This window comes from Kocuria sp. GQ42 (assembly GCF_059758435.1).
The window spans coordinates 124,758-145,107 of the sequence record NZ_JCAXEN010000004.1; the positions used below are offsets into that span (position 1 = coordinate 124,758).

Consider the following 20,350-nt stretch of genomic DNA (forward strand, 5'->3'; position numbering starts at 1 on the left):
CCGGGTCGGGAACGGGGCGGGTCCGGGACGAGGCGGGTCCGGAACGAGGCAGGTCCGGAACGAGGCCGGTCCCGGACGAGGCGGGTCCCGAAGGAGGCGGGTCTCAGAAGAGGCCGGTGACGCGCCCGTCGTCGTCGATCCCGATCCGCTCGGCCGCCGGGGAGGTGCCCAGTCCCGGCATGGTGCGCATCGTCCCGCAGATCGCGTAGAGGTACCCGGCGCCCACGGCGGCGCGCAGCTCCCGGACGGGCAGGGACCACCCGGTGGGCGCTCCCTTGCGGGCCGGGTCCGCGGTGGTGGACAGGTGGGTCTTGGCGATGACGACCGGCAGCCCCCCGTAGCCGAGCTCCTCGTAGCGGGCCAGCTGGTGCTCCGCGGCCGGGGTGATCTCGAGGCCGTCCGCGCCGTAGACGCGGGTGGCGACCGCGGTGAGCTTGTCCTCGAGGGACTCGGTGAGCCCGTAGGTCGGGGTGTACCCGGCCGGGTGCTCGCACGCGGCGGCCACGGCGTCGGCGAGCTCGGCCGCCCCGGCGCCGCCCTCGGGCACCGCCGTGCACACGGCCACCTCCGCCCCGGTTGCCCGGGCGATCCGGCGGATCGCCTCGTGCTCCGAGGGGTGGTCCCCGGGGAAGGCGTTGATCGCCACGACCGGGGAGATCCCGAAGGACCGGGCGATCGCCAGGTGGTGGAGCAGGTTCGCCGCCCCCGCCTCCACGTCCCCGGGGTTCTCCTGCAGCATCTCCGCCGGCAGCGCCCTGCCCGGGCGCACGCTGTAGCGGCCGGAGTGATTCTTCAGCGCCCGCACCGTGGTCACGAGCACCGCCGCGTCCGGGGTCAGCCCCGAGGCCCTGGCCTTGACGTTGACCAGCCGCTCGAGGCCCATGTCCGCGCCGAACCCGGCCTCGGTGATGACGTAGTCGGCGTGGGCCATGGCCACGTAGTCGGCGACCACGGAGGAGTTGCCGGTCGCGATGTTGCCGAACGGTCCGGCGTGGACCAGCGCCGGGGTCGCCTCGAGAGTCTGCAGCAGGTTCGGCTGGAAGGCGTCCTGCAGCAGCACCGCCATGGACCCGGCGGCCTTGAGGTCCTCGGCGGAGACCGGCTCGCCGTCGTGCGTGGCGCCCACCACGATCCGGCCCAGGCGCCGGCGCAGGTCGGCGAAGGACGTGGCGAGCGAGAGGATCACCATCACCTCGGACGCGGCCGTGATGTCGAAGCCGGTCTGGCGGGGCACGCCGTCCTGGTGGTCGCCGAGGCCCACCACCACGGTGCGCAGCGCCCGGTCGTTGACGTCGAGGACCCGCCGCCACGTGATCGAGCGGGCGTCCAGGCCCAGGGCGTTGCCGTGGTGCAGGTGGTTGTCGATCATCGCCGCCAGCAGGTTGTGGGCGGCCGTCACGGCGTGGAAGTCCCCGGTCAGGTGCAGGTTGAGCTTGTCCATCGGCAGCAGCTGGGCGTATCCCGCCCCCGCCGCCCCGCCCTTGATCCCGAACGTCGGCCCCATGGAGGGCTGGCGCAGCGTCAGGGCGGCGGAGCGGCCGGTGGCCGCCATGCCCTGGGCCAGGCCCACCGCCGTGGCCGTCTTCCCCTCGCCGAGCGGCGTGGGGGTCAGCGACGTGACCACCACGTACCGCACGCCGCGGGCGTGCTTGCGCGCGGCGGCCTCCTCGGGGGTGGACACCTCGTCCGGGCGCGGGTCGACCTTCGCCACGAAGCGCCCGTAGGGCTCCAGGCGGTCGGCGGCGATCCCGGCGGCGGCCGCGATCTCGCTCACGGGGCGGGGCCGGGCGGCCTGGGCGATCTCCAGGTCCGAGGGCATCGGGTCGGTGACGTGGGTCATGGGGCCAGTCTGCTGGACCCGGGGCGTCCCGGCCAGTGCCCCGCCGTCCTCGCGCGGGCCCCGGCGGCGCGGAACCGGCACGGGCCCGGACGCGCCGTCCCGATACAGTGGAGGACGATGAAACTCCTCGAAGCCCTCTCCCCCGAGCTCGGCACTCCGGGCCACCCGTACTACCGCGGCGACTTCGCCACCAACGCCCTGTCCGGGGACGAGGTCTACGAGGGGTTCCTCGGCTGGATCGCCTCCCGGGACATGGAGCTCTACCCCGCCCAGGACGAGGCCGTGCTCGAGTTCGCGAGCGGGTCCAACGTGATCCTCGCGACCCCGACCGGGTCCGGGAAGTCCACGGTGGCCGTCGCGGCGCACTTCGCGGGTCTCGCCGCCGGGCAGCGCTCGTACTACACCGCCCCGATCAAGGCGCTCGTGTCCGAGAAGTTCTTCTCGCTCGTGGAGATCTTCGGCGCGGAGAACGTCGGCATGGTCACCGGGGACTCCGCGGTCAACGCCGCGGCCCCCATCATCTGCTGCACCGCGGAGATCCTCGCCAACGTCGCCCTGCGCGAGGGCCGGGACGCGGACGTGGGGCCAGTGGTGATGGACGAGTTCCACTTCTACTCCGACCCGCAGCGCGGCTGGGCGTGGCAGGTGCCGCTGCTGGAGCTGCCCCAGGCGCAGTTCCTGGTCATGAGCGCCACGCTCGGGGACGTCTCCCGCTTCGAGGAGGGGATCACGGAGCTCACGGGCCGCCCGACCACGACGGTGTCCTCCGCGGAGCGGCCCATCCCGCTGCACCACTACTGGTCCGAGGACCCCATCCACGAGGCCCTCGAGGAGCTGCTGAGCACCAACCAGGCCCCAGTCTACGTGGTGCACTTCTCCCAGCTGCAGGCCATGGACCAGGCCCAGAACCTGATGTCCGTCAACGTGCTGACCAAGGAGGAGAAGGAGCGCATCGGCGAGCTCATCGCCGGGTTCCGCTTCTCGGCCGGCTTCGGCAAGACCCTCAACCGCCTGGTCCGCCACGGCATCGGGGTCCACCACGCCGGGATGCTGCCCAAGTACCGCCGGCTCGTGGAGCAGCTCGCCCAGACGGGGCTGCTCAAGGTCATCTGCGGCACCGACACCCTGGGGGTGGGCATCAACGTGCCCATCCGCACCGTGGTCATCACGGCGCTGTCCAAGTTCGACGGCGAGCGCACCCGCCGGCTCAACGCCCGCGAGTTCCACCAGATCGCCGGCCGGGCCGGGCGAGCCGGCTACGACACGGCGGGCACCGTGGTGGTCCAGGCGCCCGAGCACGTCATCGAGAACAACAAGGCCATGAAGAAGGCCCACGCCAAGTTCGGCGACGACCAGAAGAAGCTGCGGCAGGTGGTGCGGAAGAAGCCGCCGCAGGGCTTCGTGTCCTGGGGGAAGCCGACGTTCGAGACCCTGGTCGCCTCCGATCCGGAACCGCTGACCTCGTCCTTCACGGTGACCCACTCGATGCTGCTCAACCTCCTGCAGCGCCCCGGGGACCCGGTGCTCGCGGCGTGGCACCTGCTGACCCACAACCACGAGACGCGGCCGCGGCAGCGCGCCCTGCTGAAGCAGGCCATCGGCATCCTCAAGGAGCTGCGCGCCGCCGGCGTCGTCGAGAAGCTCCCGGAGCCCGACGAGGAGGGCCGCACCTGGCGGCTGACCGTGGAGCTGCAGGAGAACTTCGCCCTCAACCAGCCGCTGTCCCCCTTCGCCCTCGCCGCCCTCACCCTGCTGGACCGGGAGGACCCGGGCTACGCCCTGGACGTCGTCTCCGTGATCGAGGCGACCCTGGAGAAGCCCCGCCAGGTGCTGAACATGCAGGAGAAGAAGGCCCGCGGGGAGGCCGTGGCGTCGATGAAGGCCGAGGGCCTCGACTACGACGAGCGGATGAAGGAGCTCGAGGACGTCAGCTACGCCAAGCCGCTCGAGGAGCTGCTGACCCAGGCGTTCGAGACGTACCGCACCGGCGCCCCCTGGGTGGCGCAGTTCGAGCTGACGCCCAAGTCCGTGGTGCGGGACATGTACGAGCGCGCCATGACGTTCGGCGACTACGTGCAGTTCTACGGCCTGGCCCGGTCCGAGGGCATCCTGCTGCGCTACCTCTCCGACGCCTACAAGGCCCTGCGCCAGACCGTGCCCCTGGACCTGCTCCGGGAGGACCTCGAGGACCTCGTGGAGTGGCTGGGCGAGCTCATCCGGCAGACCGACAACTCGCTGCTCGACGAGTGGGAGAAGCTGGCCGCCGGGGAGGAGTCCCCCATGGGCACCTCCGCGGACTCCCTCGAGGAGCTCATCGACGAGCAGCCCCCCGTGATCACGTCCAACCCGCGGGCGTTCCGGGTCATGGTGCGCAACGCCCTGTTCCAGCGCGTCGAGCTGTTCGCGGACGAGAAGGACAAGGTCCTGGGCGCCCTCGACGGCGAGCACGGCTGGGACCGGGACCGGTGGGCGGACGCCATGGACGCGTACTTCGGCGAGCACGAGGACATCTACACGGACCCCCAGTCGAGGGGGCCGGGGCTGATCCGGATCGACGAGCAGCCCGAGGGCCTGCCGGGGTTCTGGACCGTGGTGCAGGTCTTCGACGACCCGGACGGCCACCACGACTGGGGCATCAACGCCCGCATCGACCTGCGGACCTCGGACGAGGACGGCTTCCCCGCGGTGGTCGTGGACAACGTCGGGCCCATCACCGAGACGGGCCGCTGAGCCGGGGCCGCCCGGCGGTCCCCCCGACGACGACGGAGCCCCCGGTGCGCACCTGCTCGGTGCGCGCCGGGGGCTCCTGCTCCCGGCGCGCGGGGCACCGGGAGGTGTGGCTCAGACGGCGGAGCTGCCGCCGCCGCGGGGGGCGTCCGGGGTCGTGGTGCCGGCCGCCTCCTGGGTCTCGGCCCGGGCACCGGAGAGGGCCTCGGCCTCGGGGGCCGGCACGGCGTCCGGCTCCGGTCCCACCCCGGTGCGCTCGAACTCGCGGTGCTTGCCGCGGGCGCGGTCGAGGAGCTCGTGGAACTGCTTCTCGGACTCGAGCAGCTCCTCGCGGTGCTTGTCGGAGATCTTCGGCATCTGCCGCTGGTACTTCGCGGCCTTCTCCGCCAGCTTGCGCCGCTCCTCCGCAGGAGCGTCCTGCGGCAGGGTCACGTACTTCTCGGCCACGGTCTGCAGGCCGTTGAGCACGCGCAGGGCCCGGCCCTTGGGGCTGTACAGGGAGGCCAGGACGGTGAGGACCAGCACCCCCACGATGACGGTCAGCGACAGGCTGATGCCGACCTCGACGACCTCCACGTGCTCGCCGTTGTTGATGAAGCCCAGGTTGTTCTCGTGCAGGGCGTGCAGGATGAGCTTGACGCCGATGAAGCCGAGGATGATCGCCAGGCCCCAGGAGAGGTAGATGAGCCGGTCCAGGAGCCCGTCGATGAGGAAGTACAGCTGGCGCAGGCCCATGAGGGAGAACGCCACGGCGGTGAACACCAGGTAGGTCTGCTGGGTCAGGCCGAAGATCGCGGGGATGGAGTCCAGCGCGAAGAGGACGTCGGTGCCGCCGATGGCCACCATGACGAGCAGCATCGGCGTCATGACCTTCTTGCCGTTCTCCATGGTGAACAGCTTGTCGCCGTCGTACTCGTCGGAGGTGTGCATGAAGCGCTTGGCGGTGCGGATGATGAAGTTGTCCGCCTCGTCGTGGGCGGACTCGGACAGCTCGCCCTTGATCAGGGAGCCGGCCGTCAGCAGCAGGATGAGGCCGAACAGGTAGAAGATCCAGGCGAACTGGTTGATCAGCCCGGCGCCCACGAAGATCAGGGCGGTGCGGGCGATCAGGGCGAACGTGATGCCGAAGAGCAGGACCTTCTGCTGGTCCTCGCGCGGGACCTTGAAGGACGCGATGATGATGAGGAAGACGAAGAGGTTGTCGACCGACAGCGCCTTCTCGGTGATGTACCCGGCGTAGTACTCGCCGGCGTACCGGCCGCCCCACTGGACGAGGACGAACAGGCCGAAGAGGAGGGCGATGCCCACGTAGATCGCGGACCAGATCGCGGCTTCCTTGAGCTGCGGTTCGTGGGCCTTGCGCACGTGGAACACGTAGTCGAAGAGCAGCAGGCCGGCGATGGCCGCGATGGTGACGATCCAGACGGTGAGTGAGACTTCCATGGTTCTGCTTTCGGGGTCGAGTACGGGACAGCCGTAAGTCTCTCCGCCGTTCCCGCCGGACCGTTCCGGTCCAGTCCTGGGCTCGACCGCTGCGTCCGGCCGGGTTGTGGCACCCGACGTGCTGACGTCCACAGCGCTGAGGGATACTCCCCTAGGCTCGGGCCAGTCTATACGGACGTCCCGGCCCGCACGGCCAGGGGCCCGGTCCGCCGTGCGGCGGACCGGGCCCCTCCCCGCGGGGGCCGTCGAGGACGGTCCCCGGGCGCTCAGCCTGCGGTGGTGCTCAGTGCCGGGCCTCCCCGTGCTTCGCGTGCTCCAGGTGCCGGCTCTCGGTGTGGTGCTCCTCCGCGGACTTGCCCGTGTGCTCGTGGAGGTCGGGCAGCTCCACGGCGGAGCGTTCCGAGGCGCCGCGGGCCGCCCGGTGCTTCTGCACGAGCTCGGCCTGCACGATGCGGATCTCCTGGGTGGGGGTGCCCTCCGGGATGCCCCGGTAGACCTGGATGGCCCGGTGCAGCTCGGCGACGGCGTGGGCGGACCGGCCCTTCGGGCTGACCATCGACGCGACCGTGGCGACCACGATGATGGCCACGATCACGCCCAGGGACACGAAGGTGGGGATCTCAGGGGCCCACCCGATGTGCTCGCCGCCGTTGATGAAGGGCACCTCGTTCTCGTGCATGGCGTGCAGGATGAGCTTGACGCCGATGAACGCCAGGATCAGCGACAGTCCGTGCTTGAGGTAGATGAGCCGCTCCATGAGCCCGCCGAGCAGGAAGTAGAGCTGGCGCAGGCCCATGAGGGCGAAGATGTTGGCCGTGAAGACGATGAACGGGCTCTGGGTCAGTCCGAAGATCGCCGGGATGGAGTCGAAGGCGAACATCAGGTCGGTCACGCCGATGGTCACGAAGACGACGAGCATCGGCGTGAAGAGCTTCTTGCCGTCCACGGTGGTGCGCAGCTTGTTGCCGTCGTACCGGTCCGTCATGGGGACCACGGTGCGCAGCCTGCGGATGAGGCCGTTCTCCGCCGACTCGTCCTCGCCGTCGTCCTTGGCCTGGTGGTACGCCGTCCAGAGCAGGAAGACGCCGAAGAGGTAGAAGACCCAGGAGAAGTTCGCGATGATCGTGGCGCCCAGCAGGATGAAGATCCCGCGCAGGACCAGCGCGATGATGATGCCCACCATCAGCACCTCCTGCTGGTACTTCCGCGGCACCGCGAACCGGGTCATGATCACGATGAACACGAACAGGTTGTCGATGCTGAGGCTGTACTCCGTGATCCAGCCCGCCACGAACTGCGTGCCCTGCTCGGCGCCCGCGAAGGCGAACATCAGGGCGCCGAATACGAGGGCGAGGGCCACGTAGACGCCCACCCAGATGCCGGCCTCCTTCATGGAGGGCTCGTGGGGGCGCTTGGCGACCATGATCAGGTCGAAGAGAAGGATGCAGCCGAGAACGACGAAGGAGCCGATCTCGAACCACGCGGGTAGCTGTGTGTGCACGCGAGTTCTTTCGCTTGGAGATGGGTGAGCCCGCGGGCCGGCGTCGTCCGGGGAACGGGGCGGACCGGGGCATCACGATGAGCCGCAAGTCTCTCCACCGGCCCCGGCGGGCTGGGGGCCCGGGTGCCGAGGTGCGGTCGCTGCGACCGGCCCGGCTCCCTTGCCCGGCGTGCTGACGACCGCAGCGCTGAGGGATACTCCCCTACGCGGAGAGCACTCTATCCGAACCTGGGAGAACGCCGGGAACGGGCGTGCCCCCCGGGGTGCGGGTCCCGGCCGGACCGGGCTCAGGCGTGCCCCGCCTGCTGCATCTGCCGCAGCTCCTTCTTGAGGTCCGAGAGCTCGTCGCGGATCCGCCCGGCGAGCTCGAACTGCAGCTCGGCGGCCGCGGCCTGCATCTGCTCCGTCATCTGCGCGATGAGGTCCGTGAGGTCCTCGGCCGGCGCGGCCGCGAACCCGTCCCGGCGCAGCTTGTCCTCCGCGGCCGCCACGGCGTCCCGCCCGCCCTTCGCCCCGGTCGGCGCGGTCTTCTTCCCGGCGGCGGCACGGCGGGCGAGCAGCTCCCGGGTGTCCTCCTCCTCGCGCTGGAGCTGGTCGGTGATGTCCGCGATCTTCTTCCGCAGCGGCTGGGGGTCGATCCCGTGCTCCGTGTTGTAGGCGACCTGGATCTCCCGGCGCCGGTTCGTCTCCTCGATGGCCGTGGCCATCGAGTCGGTGATCCGGTCCGCGTACATGTGCACCTGGCCGGAGACGTTGCGGGCGGCACGGCCGATCGTCTGGATGAGGGACGTCGTGGAGCGCAGGAAGCCCTCCTTGTCGGCGTCGAGGATCGCCACCAGGGAGACCTCGGGCAGGTCCAGGCCCTCGCGCAGCAGGTTGATGCCCACGAGGACGTCGAACGTGCCCATCCGCAGCTCGCGCAGCAGCTCCACGCGGCGGAGGGTGTCCACGTCCGAGTGCAGGTACTGGACCTTGACCCCGTGCTCCATGAGGTACTCGGTGAGGTCCTCGGCCATGCGCTTGGTGAGGGTCGTGACGAGCACGCGCTCGTCCCGCTCGACCCGCGCGTTGATCTCGTCGAGGAGGTCGTCGATCTGCCCCTTGGTCGGCTTGACGACCACCTCGGGGTCGATCAGCCCGGTGGGCCGGATGATCTGCTCCACGTAGCCGTCCGCCTGGGACAGCTCGTACTTGCCCGGCGTGGCCGAGAGGTAGACGGTCTGGCCGATGCGCCCCAGGAACTCGTCCCACTTCAGCGGGCGGTTGTCCATCGCCGAGGGCAGCCGGAAGCCGTGCTCCACGAGGGTGCGCTTGCGGGACATGTCCCCCTCGTACATGCCGCCGATCTGCGGGATCGTCACGTGGGACTCGTCGACCACCAGCAGGAAGTCGTCCGGGAAGTAGTCGATGAGGCAGTGCGGGGCGGACCCGCGGGGACGGCCGTCGATGTGCAGCGAGTAGTTCTCGATGCCGTTGCAGTAGCCCATCTGCTCCATCATCTCGAGGTCGTACGTGGTGCGCATCCGCAGCCGCTGGGCCTCGACGAGCTTGTTCTGGGACTCCAGCTCCTTCAGCCGCGCGGCGAGCTCGTCCTCGATGGACTTCACGGCCGTGGCCATCCGGTCCGCGCCGGCCACGTAGTGGGAGGCGGGGAAGACGTACATCTCCGTCTCCTCCCGGATGATCTCCCCGGTGAGCGGGTGCAGGGTGTAGATCGACTCGATCTCGTCGCCGAAGAACTCGACCCGGACCGCGTGCTCCTCGTACATCGGGATGATCTCCACGGTGTCCCCGCGCACGCGGAACGTGCCGCGGTGGAAGTCGACGTCGTTGCGCGCGTACTGCATGTTCACGAACCGGCGCAGCAGCTCGTCGCGGTCCATCTCCTCCCCCCGGCGCAGCGTGACCATCTGCGCCACGTACTCCTCCGGGGTGCCCAGGCCGTAGATGCAGGACACGGTGGCGACCACGACGACGTCCCGGCGGGTCAGCAGCGCGTTGGTCGCGGAGTGCCTCAGCCGCTCGACCTCCTCGTTGATGGAGGAGTCCTTCTCGATGAAGGTGTCCGTCTGCGGCACGTAGGCCTCGGGCTGGTAGTAGTCGTAGTAGGACACGAAGTACTCGACGGCGTTGTTGGGCAGCAGCTCCCGCAGCTCGTTGGCGAGCTGCGCGGCGAGCGTCTTGTTCTGCACCATGACGAGGGTGGGCCGCTGGACGCGCTCGATGAGCCACGCGGCGGTCGCGGACTTGCCGGTGCCGGTGGCGCCGAGCAGCACGACGTCCTTCTCCCCCGCCTCGATCCTCGCGGCGAGCTCCTCGATGGCCCTGGGCTGGTCGCCGGCGGGAACGTAGTCGGAGATGACCTCGAAGGGGGCGACGACACGGTTGATCTTCTGGGCGAGGCTCATGGCACCAGGCTACGCGCCGCCCCGGACACGGAGGCCGGGTTCCTCCGGAGGCGATCGGACCCGCGGCCGCCGGGACCGCACACCGGAAATACGCCGCGGGCGCCGCCCGTTGCACAGGACACACCGCCGCGCCCGGCGGGTGCCGGCGGGCCCCCGCCGGCACCCGCCCGGGAGCGGCCGGGCCACCACCGGGAGGAACACCGTGTCCATCGTCATCACCGGCGCGACCGGCCGGCTGGGCCGCCACGTCATCAGCTCCCTGCTGCGCCTGGACGTGCAGCTGCCGGACCTCGTGGCCGCCGGCCGCGACGAGGAGAAGCTCGGCGCCCTCCGGGAGCTGGGCCTGGCCACCGTCCGGGCGGACTACACCGAACCCGCGACCCTCGACCAGGCGTTCGCGGGAGCGGACACGGTCCTGCTGATCTCCAGCAGCGAGGTGGGGATCCGGGTGCCCCAGCACCGGAACGCGGTCGACGCCGCCGTCCGGGCCGGGGTGTCCCGCCTCGTCTACACCAGCGCCCTCGGCGCCGACCGCGGGAAGCTGCTGCTCGCCGACGAGCACCTGGCCACGGAGGAGGCGATCGCCGCGTCCGGGCTCCCGTTCACGATCCTGCGCAACGGCTGGTACACCGAGAACTTCGAGCCGGCCCTGCGGCACGCGGAGACCACCGGCGTGGTCCTGGCCAGTGCCGGGGACGGCCGGGTGGCCAGCGCCACCCGCGAGGACTACGCGGAGGCGATCGCCGCGGTCCTCGCCCAGGACGGCCACGCGGGCCGGACCTACGAGCTCTCGGGGGACGCGGCGTGGAGCTTCGACGAACTGGCCGCCGCGCTGACCGAGGTCCTGGACCGGGAGGTGACCTACCGGCGGCTCACGCCCGAGCAGCACCTGGCGGAGCTGGAGCGGACCGGCGTGGACGAGAGCACCGCGCGGTTCCTGGTGGCCCTGGACGCCAACATCGAGGACGGCGCGCTGGACCTGGTCACCGGGGACCTGTCGCGGCTGCTCGGCCGGCGCACCACGGCGCTGGTGGACGCGCTGCGCGCGATGCGCTGACGCGCGGTGCCGCGGGCGGGGCCGTCAGTTGCGGGACGTCCCGGCCCGGGGGCCGCCGCGGGAGTCGTCGCGGTGGTAGAGGTACTCGTTGCCGTGCTCGTCCCGCTCGATCACGAAGTGCTTCTGGCACTCCTCGTACCAGGCGTGGGCCCGTTCGCTCTCCCCGGCGCCGTGGGTCTCCGGCGCGATGCGATCGGCCGCGCCGTAGACCTTGAGCGCGATCTGGTTCAACCGGTCCAAGAGGCGGTAGCCCGACGACGGCGCGTCCTCGTTGACGGTGTGCTGCTCTTCAGACATGACGTCCCCCAGGTGACCGCGGTGCGGATGGGACCATTCTATTCCTCGTGCCGCGCCCCGCGAAGGCCGGTCGGCCGGCAGCCCCGGACACCCCGGACGGTGTGCCGGGAGGGCGCGGTCACATCCGCTGGTACCTGGCCCGGACCACCATGAAAACCCCGTAGCAGATGAGGCCCAGGGCCACGGCGCCGAGGATCCACGCCCCGAAGGGCTGCTCCTGGAGGGCCTTGAGCGCACCGTCCAGTCCCGACGACTGCTCCGGGTCGCTGCGCACCGTGGCGACGACAATGAGCACCCCGAGCACGGCCAGGGCCACGCCCTTGGCCGCGTAGCCGACCGTGCCCAGCCACACCACCGCCCGGCCGGCCCTGCCCGGCGGCAGGCTCGTCAGGTTCTCCCGGAAGGACCTCGTCACGCCCCGGTGGACGAAGAAGGCGCCGGCGACGACGAGGCCCAGTCCCACGGCGATCAGCAGCACCGTGCCGGCGGGGTGCGCCATGAGCCCGGCGCTGAGCGACTGGGAGGATTCGCTGCTGTCGCTCGTGCCGCCGAGGGCGTAGGTCCCGAACACGGCGCCGATGGCGCCGTAGACGACCGCTTGGCCGCCCATCTTGACGCGGTGCTTGAGCCGGTCCCGGTCCGAGCGCTGCGTCGCACCGAAGAAGATTTCGCTGAACAGGAAGACGGCGAGCGCCGCGCAGCCGAGGAAGCACGCCCACAGCAGGACGGTGCCGCCCGGGCTGCCGGCGAGCGCGGCGACCGCCCCCGACTGGTCCGCCGAGCCCGAGCCGCCGGTGGCCACGCGCAGCGCGATGACCCCGATCATGACGTGCAGCAGGCCCGCCGCCACGTACCCGGCGCGGGCCGCGAGGACGAACCCGCGGGAGTCCGTCGCGTCGTCCGCGGCGTCGGCCGCCCTCGTGGCCTGCCGGCCGACCTCGCCCATGGTTCCTCCTGCGGTGTGGGTCTCCATCGTGCGCCTGCGGACCGCCGGTGTCCACGACGCCGTTCGGCTGACACCGGGGCCCGCCCGGGTGCCGCCCCGGACCGGCTACTGCCGGAAGGCGGCGTCGAACGAGGCGCCGGAGGGGGCGAAGTCGAAGCGCTTCAGGAAGGCCAGGGCCTCGGGGGCGCCCCGGAGGCGGTCCATGCCGGCGTCCTCCCACTCCACGGAGATCGGCCCGCGATAGCCGATGGCGGTGAGGGCGCGGAAGCTGTCCTCCCACGGCACGTCGCCCCGTCCGGTCGAGACGAAGTCCCAGCCGCGGCGGGGGTCGCCCCAGGGCAGGTGCGAGGACAGGACGCCGTTGCGCCCACCGCCGGTCCGCATCTTCGTGTCCTTGCAGTCCACGTGGTAGATCCGGTCCGCGAAGTCGGAGATGAACGCCACCGGGTCGATCTGCTGCCACAGGAAGTGGCTGGGGTCCCAGTTCAGCCCGAAGGCCGGGCGGTGGCCGATGGCCTCCAGCGCCCGGTGCGTGGACCAGTAGTCGTAGGCGATCTCGGAGGGGTGGACCTCGTGGGCGAAGCGCACCCCGCACTCGTCGAAGACGTCCAGGATGGGGTTCCACCGGTCCGCGAAGTCCTGGTACCCGGCGTCGATCACGTCCTGGGAGACGGGCGGGAACATCGCCACGTACTGCCAGACGGAGGACCCGGTGAAGCCGACCACGGTGTCCACGCCCAGTTTTCGCGCGAGCCGTGCGGTGTGCTGCAGCTCCTCGGCGGCTCGGGTGCGCACTCCCTCGGGCGTGCCGTCGCCCCAGACCCGGGGTCCCACGATGGACTCGTGCCGGAAGTCGATCGGGTCGTCGCAGACGGCCTGGCCCTTGAGGTGGTTGGAGATGGCCCACACCCCGAGGCCGTGGCGCTCGAGGATGTCGAGCCGGTCCCGGACGTAGGCGTCGTCGTCCCACCGCCAGGCGTCGAGGTGCTCGCCGGAGACGGCGATCTCCAGGCCGTCGTAGCCCCAGCCGGCCGCCAGCTCGGCGACCTCCTCGAGCGGGAGGTCGGCCCACTGGCCGGTGAACAGCGTGTAGCGGTGGTGTCCCATCGTCGGTCCTTCGGGTCGGGGAGAGCGGTGCTCCGCTCGTGCGGGGTCAGAGGTGGACGGTGGCGCCGGAGCGCGCCGCGCTGTCCGTCACGGCGGCGAGCACCCGCTGGACCTCCAGGCCGTCCTCGAACCCGGGGGCGGCCGGGGCCCCCGTGTCGATGGCCCGCAGGAGCTCGGCGGCCTGGCTGGTGAACGTGTGGTCCCAGCCCAGGACGTGCCCGGCCGGCCACCACGCCCCCACGTAGGGGTGGGTGGCCTCGGTGACGAGGATCCGGCTGCTGCCCTGGGTGTCCGGCGGCGCGGTGGCGTCGAACAGGTGCAGCTCGTTGAGCCGCTCGAGGTCGAAGCGCAGTCCGCCCAGCGATCCGTAGACCTCGATCTCGAGGGCGTTCTTGCAGCCGGTGGCGCAGCGGGAGACCTCCAGGCCGACCACCGCCCCGGAGGCGGTGCGCAGGGTGGCCCAGGCGGCGTCGTCGACCGTCACCGGCTCGGGGCCGTCCTCCCCCGTCCGGGTGGGGACGAACGTGGTGAGCGTCCCGGAGACGGACGTGACCGGCGAGTCCAGGAGGAAGCGCACCTGGTCGACGGCGTGGGAGGCGAGGTCGCCCAGCGCCCCGGACCCGGCGGTCTCCCGGCGCAGGCGCCAGGTCATGGGCGCGTGCTCGTCGGCGAGCCAGTCCTGCAGGTAGCTGACCCGGACCTGGCGGACCCGGCCCACGCGGCCGTCCGCGATCAGCTGCCGGGCCAGTGCCAGGGCCGGCACCCGGCGGTAGTTGAAGCCCACCATGGACTGGACGCCGCGGGTCCGGGCGGCCGCCGCGGCGGCGGCCATCTGCTCGGCCTCGGCCACCGTGTTGGCCAGCGGCTTCTCCACGAGCACGTGCTTGCCGGCCTCGAGGGCGGCCACGGCCATGTCGGCGTGCAGGTGGCCGGGCGTGCAGATGTCGACGACGTGGATGTCGTCCCGTTCCAGCACCGACCGCCAGTCGGTGCCGCTCTCCTCCCAGCCGTACCGCCGGGCGGCCTCGGCCGCGTGCCCGGCGTCCCGGCCCACCAGCACCTTCTGCGCCACGCGGGGCGTGGGGTAGAAGGCGTTGACGTTGCGCCACGCGTTGGAGTGGGCCTTGCCCATGAAGGAGTGGCCGAGCACGGCGACGCCCAGGGCGGCGCTCCCGTGGCCGGGGGGAACGGCGGGGTCGGGCACGGTGGTGGTCATGGGTGTCCTCCTGGGGATCGGGCGGCGCACGAGCGCAGGAACGCCAGTCCGTCCTCGGCGAGCTGGTCCTGGCTCTCCGCCAGGGGCCGCCAGATCGAGGCGGCGGTGGCGATGCTGGCGTTGCGGGCGGTGAAGCTCTCGATGCTGAGGGCGCCGGTGTAGCCGACGGCGTCCAGGGCGTCGAAGATGCCCGTCCAGTCCGTCTGGTCACCGCCGGGGGCTCCCCGGTCGTTGCCGCAGACCTGGACGTGGACGAGGTGCCGGCCGGCCGCCCGGACGGCGTCGGCGGAGGAGCGCTCCTCGATGTTCAGGTGGTAGGTGTCCAGGGCCAGTCCCACGCCGTGGCCGAGCAGCGGTCCGAGGGCCTCGAGCGCCTGGGCGGTGGTGTTGAGCAGGGACGTCTCGTAGCGGTTGAGCGGTTCGATGCCGAGGACCACCCCGGCGGCCTCGGCCTCGGCGGCCAGCGGGGCGAGACGACGCCGCAGCTGCGCGTAGGCGTCCGCGCGCTCCGCCGCGTCCATCCGCCACACCCGGCCCGTGTGCGCGTAGAAGGGCCCGCACACGGCCGGCGCGCCGATGTCGTGGGCCAGCCGGATGCAGGCGCTGAGATAGTGCTGGGTGCGGGTGATCACGGCGTCGTCCGCCAGGACGAGCTCGCGTCCGGGCGCCATGGCGCCGACGAGCAGCGGGCTGAGCCCGCCGAGGGCGTCCCGCACGACCCCGGCCGAGAGGTCGCCGACGTTCTCCAGCGGGAGCTCGACGGCGTCGAAGCCCATGTCCGCGATCCTCGCCAGGAGCGGGGGCAGGTTCGCGTCGGTGAGGGGGGACTCCCACACCCAGGTGTTGACGGCGATCGGGCGCTGCACGGGTCTGCCTCCTCTCGGTGCGGTGGGCTGGATGGCGCCCCGCCCGCCGCCGGGGTCTCCCGGGGCCGGGCCGGTGGCGGGCAGGGCGCGGTCGGGCGGGTCAGGGGATGACGCGGTCCCGCCAGACGTCGGGGTAGCCCGGCAGGTCCTCGCCGCCGAACTTGGCGTAGTGGCCGTCCGGCATCCCCTCGTTGTCGGCGAGGAAGTCCGCCCGCTGCTCCTCGGTGATCGGCTCCTGCGGCAGGACCCACTCGGCGGGGACCTCCTCGCCGGCGAAGATCTGCTCGAGCGCCAGCAGCGGGGTGCGCCACTGGAAGTTCGAGTACACCGGGGCGAGGCCGGTCAGGCCGGTGTCCTCCCACTTGCGCAGGTAGCTCATCTCGTCCTCGCCGGTCATCACCGGGTAGTCCGCGCCGGCGTCCTCGAACGCCTCGATGGCGGCGACGGCGCCGTCGCCGGCGTCCATCCACACGCCCTGCACGTCCCCGGTGGCGAGCTCGTCGGAGATGATCTTCTTGATCTCGGTGGGGTCGGCGCCGGTGAAGTAGTCCGTCGCCTCGATCCCGTTCTCCTCGAAGATCCGCTCGGCCGCGGCCCAGCGCTGCTCCAGGACGTCGACGCCCGGGAGGATGCGCAGGGCCACCACCTTGTCGCCCTCCTGCAGGTTGTCCACCAGGAAGTTCGCCGAGTCGATGCCCCAGGCGAAGCCGCCGATGGGGTGGACGAACGTCGTCGCGCAGTCGGTCTCCACCCCGCGGTCGAAGACCACCACCGGTTTGCCGGTCTCACACGCGCGCTCCACGGCGGGCGTCAGGGCGGCGGTCGAGTTCGGCGAGATGATGAACCCGTCGCACTCGCCCTCGGCGATGAAGTAGTCGATGTCGGCGATCTGCGTGTTGTCGTCGTCCTGGGCGTCGCGGGTCTCCATCTCGGAGATCACCCCGGAGTCCTGGAGCACCTTGAGCTGCTCGTTCATGGTGATCCACCCGGTCTGGCGCCAGGGGTTGGAGATGGAGGCGTTGGAGAAGCACACCTTCTGCGGGTCGTCGGCGGCGAACTCCGCGGTGGCGGTCGTCTCCCCGTCGATGTACTGCGTCCAGGGCTGCTCCGGGTCCCCCTCGAAGGAGGCGGAGCGCTGGTCGAGCTGCCGGTCGTACTCCGCCTGGTCGAACCACTCGTCACCGCCCTCCGGGGCCGGCGTGGCGGCGGCCTCCGCGCCCCCCGTCTCGGCGGGCGGCGGTTCCTCCATCGACTGGTCGGTGGTGCAGGCGGTCAGTCCCAGCAGCGCTGCCGCTGCCACCACGGTGACCTTTGACTGGATGCTTCGGCGCATCATGTTCCTTCCTCGTCGGTGCCCGGGGTGGGCGGTGCTGCGATGGCACGTCTCGGCTCCTGCGCCGCCGTGGTCCGGCCGCGCCGGCGGCGCTTCCAGGTCTGGGTGCCGGCTGCGACGGCGAGGATGATGATCACGCCCTGGACGGTGTCCCGCCAGGTCGACTGGACCCCCAGGAAGTTCAGGAGCGCGAAGAGGGTCTCGAGGGCGAAGGCGCCGGCGGCCGCGGAGAGCACCCAGCCGCGCCCGCCGCCCAGCACGACCCCGCCGAGGACCACGGCGGTGATGGCCGTGAACTCGTAGCCGCGCCCCACGGACGGGTGCACGCCGGCGTAGCCCACCAGGATGATGCCCGCCACGGTGGCGGCCAGGGAGGAGAGCATGAACGCCCGGGTGCGCACCCACCAGACCCGGGCCCCGGTCAGCGCGGCGGCCCGGGGGTTGTCGCCCACGGCGACGAGCGTGCGGCCGTAGGGCCGGCGCATGAGCCAGAGGGCGGCGAGCGCGACGACCGCCACCAGGACCACCGGGTAGGGCAGGATCCCCAGGACCGGGACGTCCTGGATGCCGCCGCGGCCGATCTGCCGGAAGCTGTCCGCGGGGTTCCCCGTCGCGGCGCCGCCCGTCCAGTAGAGCACCAGCCCGAGCAGGGCGAGCATGGTGCCGAGGGTGACGATGAAGCTCGGCACCTGCAGGAGCGTGGTGACCAGCCCGTTGACCAGGCCCACGAGGGCGCCGAGGACGAGCATCAGGACCAGGACGGGCACCGTCCGGCTGTCGTCCTGGCCGATGAGGTTGCCGGCCACGAACACCTGGGCGGTGACCACCGAGCCCATGGACAGGTCGAACTCCCCGGAGACGATCACGAAGTACTGCCCGATGGCCGCGATGGCGATCGGCGCCGTGCGGCCGACGAACCGGATCAGCGAGCCCGGTTCGCCGAAGGACGGGTTGACGGCGACGGCCGCGACCAGCAGCACCAGGAGGAGCACGAAGACCGCCCCGCCGGGGGTCCGCAGCCCGCGCAGCACCCGCTCGTGCCACGGTGACCGGTTCTGCTGCAGGACCGCGGTCCGGTCCGTGACGGTGGCGCTCATGCCGTGACCTCCTGCGCGGTCCGCCCGCTCCGGTCGTCGAAGCGCGCGGGCCGGCTGACCACCCGGCGCCGGGCGTAGACGGCCACGGCGACGACGATGACGATGCCGCGGACCACGTCCTTCAGGAACGGGTTGATCTGCATCACGCTCATGATGTTGTCGATCATCGCGAAGATGAGGACCCCGCCCAGCGTCCCCACCAGCGACCCCTTGCCGCCCGCCAGGAGCGTCCCGCCCAGGACCACGGCGGCGATGGAGAGCAGGTCGTACCCGCCCTGGGACCCGATCGTGGGGCTGCCCACCCCGAGTCGCGCCGCGAGCAGCAGCCCGGCGAGACCGGCCATGACGGAGCAGATGACGTGGGCGGCCACGATCGGGGTGCCGGTCCGGATCCCGGACATCCGGGCCACCCGGATGTCCCCGCCGACCGCGTACATGTGGTGGCCCAGGCGGCTGCGGGTCAGCATGAGCAGCACCGCGCCCGCGCAGGCCAGCATGATCAGCGTGGAGACCGGGACCGGGCCGATGCCCGTGGCCCCGATGAGGCGGAAGGCCACGGGGGTCTGCCCCGAGCTGCCCTTGTAGTTGGTGGCGAGGTAGCCGCTGACGACGAGCCCGGTGCCCAGTGTGGCGATGAACCCGTGGACCTTCAGCCCGGACACCACCAGGCCGTTGACCAGGCCGATGCCCGCGGAGACGACCAGGGCCAGCGCCACGCCGGGCAGGATGTTCCCTGGCTGGTTCGCCATGAGGCCGGCCGAGAGCAGGCTCGCGAGGCTGATGACGTACGGCACGGACAGGTCGAGGCTCCCCACCAGGATCACGAGCGTCTGGCCGATGGCGATGAAGCCGAGGACGCTGGTCCCGGTGAGGATCGCGGAGATGTTGCCGGCGCTGACGAAGCTGCGCCCGGTGGCGCCCACGAGCACCGTGCCGACCACGACGGTGAGCAGCACCACGAGGTAGACGATGTGGGTGGACGTGAGCCTCGAGAACGCGTTCACGGTCTCGCCCCTTCCGTGCGGGCGCCGGTGGCCAGCCGCAGCACCTGCTCCTCGGTGCTGTCCGGCGGGAGCTCACCGGCGATCCGGCCGTCGCGCAGGACCACGATCCGGCTGGACATGCCGAGGACCTCCGGCAGTTCGCTGGAGACCATGAGGATGGCCCTGCCCTCCGCGGCGAGCATGCGCATGAGGTTGTAGACGGCGATCTTGGCGCCCACGTCGATCCCCCGGGTGGGCTCGTCGAGCAGCACGACCCGCGGGTCCACGGCCAGCCACTTGGCGAGGACGACCTTCTGCTGGTTCCCGCCCGAGAGGTACTGGACCTCCTGGTCCAGGTCCCGGGCCACGACCTCCAGCGAGGAGAGGACCCCGGGGACGTCCTTCCGGGCGGCGGCGGTCCGCCGCGGGAAGACGGAGCGGATCACGCCCAGGGCGTTGTCCAGGATGGACTGGTCGAGGCTCAGCCCCTGGGACTTGCGGTCCTCCGTGATCAGGGCCACGCCCTGCCGGACGGCCTGCCGGGGCGAGGTGGCCGTGTACGGCCTGCCGTCCAGCGCCATGGACCCGCGGGTGAAGGGGCGGACGCCGAAGACGGCCTCCACCAGTTCCGTCCGCCCGGAGCCCTGCAGCCCGGCGACCCCCACGATCTCCCCGGCGCGCAGCGTCAGCTCGATGCCGTCGAGCTGGTCGTTGCCGCCGCCGTCGATCCTCAGGAGCTCCCGCCCCACCCCGGTGCCGGGCACCGCCTCCGGGAAGTAGGCGGAGATCGGGCGGCCCACCATCATCCGCACCAGGGCGGCGTCGTCCATCGCGGAGGCGGGCTCGGTGCCGACCACGCGGCCGTCCTTGAGGACGGTGATGGTGTCGCACAGGTCGAAGATCTCCTTCAGCCGGTGGGACACGTACAGGATGGCGGTGCCGCGCGCCCGGAGCCGGCGGACGATCGCGTAGAGCAGGTCCACCTCGGGGCCCGCGAGGGCCGCGGTCGGCTCGTCCATGGAGATGATGCGGGCGTCGTAGCTGATGGCCTTGGCGATCTCCACGATCTGCTGCTGGGCCACGGACAGCGAGCTCACGGTCGTGGTCGGCTGGATGCTGGTGATGCCCAGGTCCTCGAGCAGCTCGCTCGTCCTCGCGTTCATGGCCCGCCGGTCCACGAGCAGGCCCCGGCGCGGCTCGCGGCCGAGGAACACGTTCTCGGCCACGGTGCGGTCGGGCAGCAGGTTGAACTCTTGGAACACCGTCGACAGCCCGGCCACGTGCGCCTGGGTGGGGTGGTGGAACTCGACGGGGGTGCCGCCGATCTCCACGGTGCCCGCGTCCCGCTCGTGCACCCCGGCGAGCACCTTCATCAGGGTGGACTTGCCGGCGCCGTTCTCACCGACGAGCCCGTGCACCTCGCCGGCGTGCAGCCGCAGGTCCACGTCCTCGAGCACCGGCACCCCGAAGAAGGACTTCGACAGGCCGGTGACGTCCAGCACCGGGGAGCTCGTGCGCTCGTTCATGCG

General features: G+C 71.6%; 14 protein-coding genes and 1 pseudogene. 2 read left to right on the forward strand and 13 right to left on the reverse strand.

Going from position 1 to position 20,350, the window contains the following annotated elements; genetic code table 11:
* Positions 1–103: 103 nt before the first annotated feature.
* Positions 104–1,840, reverse strand: a complete 1,737-nt coding sequence (locus AC6CH6_RS10215) for a formate--tetrahydrofolate ligase (protein WP_498255052.1) — start codon at positions 1,838–1,840, stop codon at positions 104–106.
* Positions 1,841–1,957: 117 nt separating this feature from the next.
* Between AC6CH6_RS10215 and AC6CH6_RS10220 the strand changes: the two genes are divergently transcribed.
* The gene (locus AC6CH6_RS10220) at positions 1,958–4,570 is read left to right on the forward strand and encodes a DEAD/DEAH box helicase (RefSeq protein WP_498255053.1); all 2,613 of its coding nucleotides are present in this window, start codon (positions 1,958–1,960) and stop codon (positions 4,568–4,570) included.
* Positions 4,571–4,681: 111 nt separating this feature from the next.
* On the opposite strand, the gene AC6CH6_RS10225 is transcribed toward AC6CH6_RS10220, so the two are convergent.
* The 3 genes and pseudogenes from AC6CH6_RS10225 to uvrB form a co-directional block, all read right to left on the reverse strand.
* On the reverse strand, positions 4,682–6,010 hold the full coding sequence (locus tag AC6CH6_RS10225) for a TerC family protein (RefSeq protein ID WP_498255054.1): 1,329 nt from the start codon (positions 6,008–6,010) through the stop codon (positions 4,682–4,684).
* Positions 6,011–6,521: 511 nt separating this feature from the next.
* A pseudogene (locus tag AC6CH6_RS10230) lies at positions 6,522–7,511 on the reverse strand (TerC family protein); the annotation flags it as partial.
* A 287-nt stretch (positions 7,512–7,798) separates the two neighbouring features.
* On the reverse strand, positions 7,799–9,919 hold the full coding sequence (uvrB, locus tag AC6CH6_RS10235; protein ID WP_133410044.1) for an excinuclease ABC subunit UvrB: 2,121 nt from the start codon (positions 9,917–9,919) through the stop codon (positions 7,799–7,801).
* 202 nt (positions 9,920–10,121) lie between these two features.
* On the opposite strand from uvrB, the gene AC6CH6_RS10240 reads away from it, so the two are divergent.
* The gene (locus AC6CH6_RS10240; protein ID WP_498255055.1) at positions 10,122–10,976 is read left to right on the forward strand and encodes an SDR family oxidoreductase; all 855 of its coding nucleotides are present in this window, start codon (positions 10,122–10,124) and stop codon (positions 10,974–10,976) included.
* A gap of 24 nt (positions 10,977–11,000) precedes the next feature.
* On the opposite strand, the gene AC6CH6_RS10245 is transcribed toward AC6CH6_RS10240, so the two are convergent.
* The 9 genes from AC6CH6_RS10245 to AC6CH6_RS10285 all read right to left on the reverse strand — a co-directional run bounded on the left by AC6CH6_RS10245 (position 11,001) and on the right by AC6CH6_RS10285 (position 20,347).
* The gene (locus AC6CH6_RS10245; RefSeq protein ID WP_133410042.1) at positions 11,001–11,273 is read right to left on the reverse strand and encodes a hypothetical protein; all 273 of its coding nucleotides are present in this window, start codon (positions 11,271–11,273) and stop codon (positions 11,001–11,003) included.
* Positions 11,274–11,391: 118 nt separating this feature from the next.
* A complete protein-coding gene (locus AC6CH6_RS10250) occupies positions 11,392–12,219 on the reverse strand; it encodes a DUF1206 domain-containing protein (RefSeq protein ID WP_498255056.1) in 828 nt (275 codons plus the stop codon).
* 105 nt (positions 12,220–12,324) lie between these two features.
* On the reverse strand, positions 12,325–13,326 hold the full coding sequence (locus tag AC6CH6_RS10255; RefSeq protein WP_498255057.1) for a sugar phosphate isomerase/epimerase family protein: 1,002 nt from the start codon (positions 13,324–13,326) through the stop codon (positions 12,325–12,327).
* 46 nt (positions 13,327–13,372) lie between these two features.
* Entirely contained in the window at positions 13,373–14,542 is a 1,170-nt protein-coding gene (locus AC6CH6_RS10260; RefSeq protein WP_498255058.1) for a Gfo/Idh/MocA family protein, read from the reverse strand.
* Positions 14,539–15,408 (reverse strand): sugar phosphate isomerase/epimerase family protein, encoded by an 870-nt coding sequence (locus AC6CH6_RS10265; RefSeq protein ID WP_498255059.1) that lies wholly within the window; start codon positions 15,406–15,408, stop codon positions 14,539–14,541. The genes AC6CH6_RS10260 and AC6CH6_RS10265 overlap by 4 nt, the downstream gene beginning before the upstream one ends.
* 100 nt (positions 15,409–15,508) lie before the next feature.
* Positions 15,509–16,741: a substrate-binding domain-containing protein gene (locus AC6CH6_RS10270; RefSeq protein WP_498255190.1), complete on the reverse strand. Its 1,233-nt coding sequence runs from the start codon at positions 16,739–16,741 to the stop codon at positions 15,509–15,511.
* Positions 16,741–17,838, reverse strand: a complete 1,098-nt coding sequence (locus tag AC6CH6_RS10275; protein ID WP_498255060.1) for an ABC transporter permease — start codon at positions 17,836–17,838, stop codon at positions 16,741–16,743. The genes AC6CH6_RS10270 and AC6CH6_RS10275 overlap by 1 nt, the downstream gene beginning before the upstream one ends.
* Complete coding sequence (locus AC6CH6_RS10280) at positions 17,835–18,842, reverse strand: ABC transporter permease (RefSeq protein WP_498255061.1); 1,008 nt, start codon at positions 18,840–18,842, stop codon at positions 17,835–17,837. The genes AC6CH6_RS10275 and AC6CH6_RS10280 overlap by 4 nt, the downstream gene beginning before the upstream one ends.
* Positions 18,839–20,347, reverse strand: a complete 1,509-nt coding sequence (locus AC6CH6_RS10285; protein ID WP_498255062.1) for a sugar ABC transporter ATP-binding protein — start codon at positions 20,345–20,347, stop codon at positions 18,839–18,841. Before AC6CH6_RS10285 ends, AC6CH6_RS10280 begins: the two co-directional genes overlap by 4 nt.
* Between the last annotated feature and the right edge of the window lie 3 nt (positions 20,348–20,350).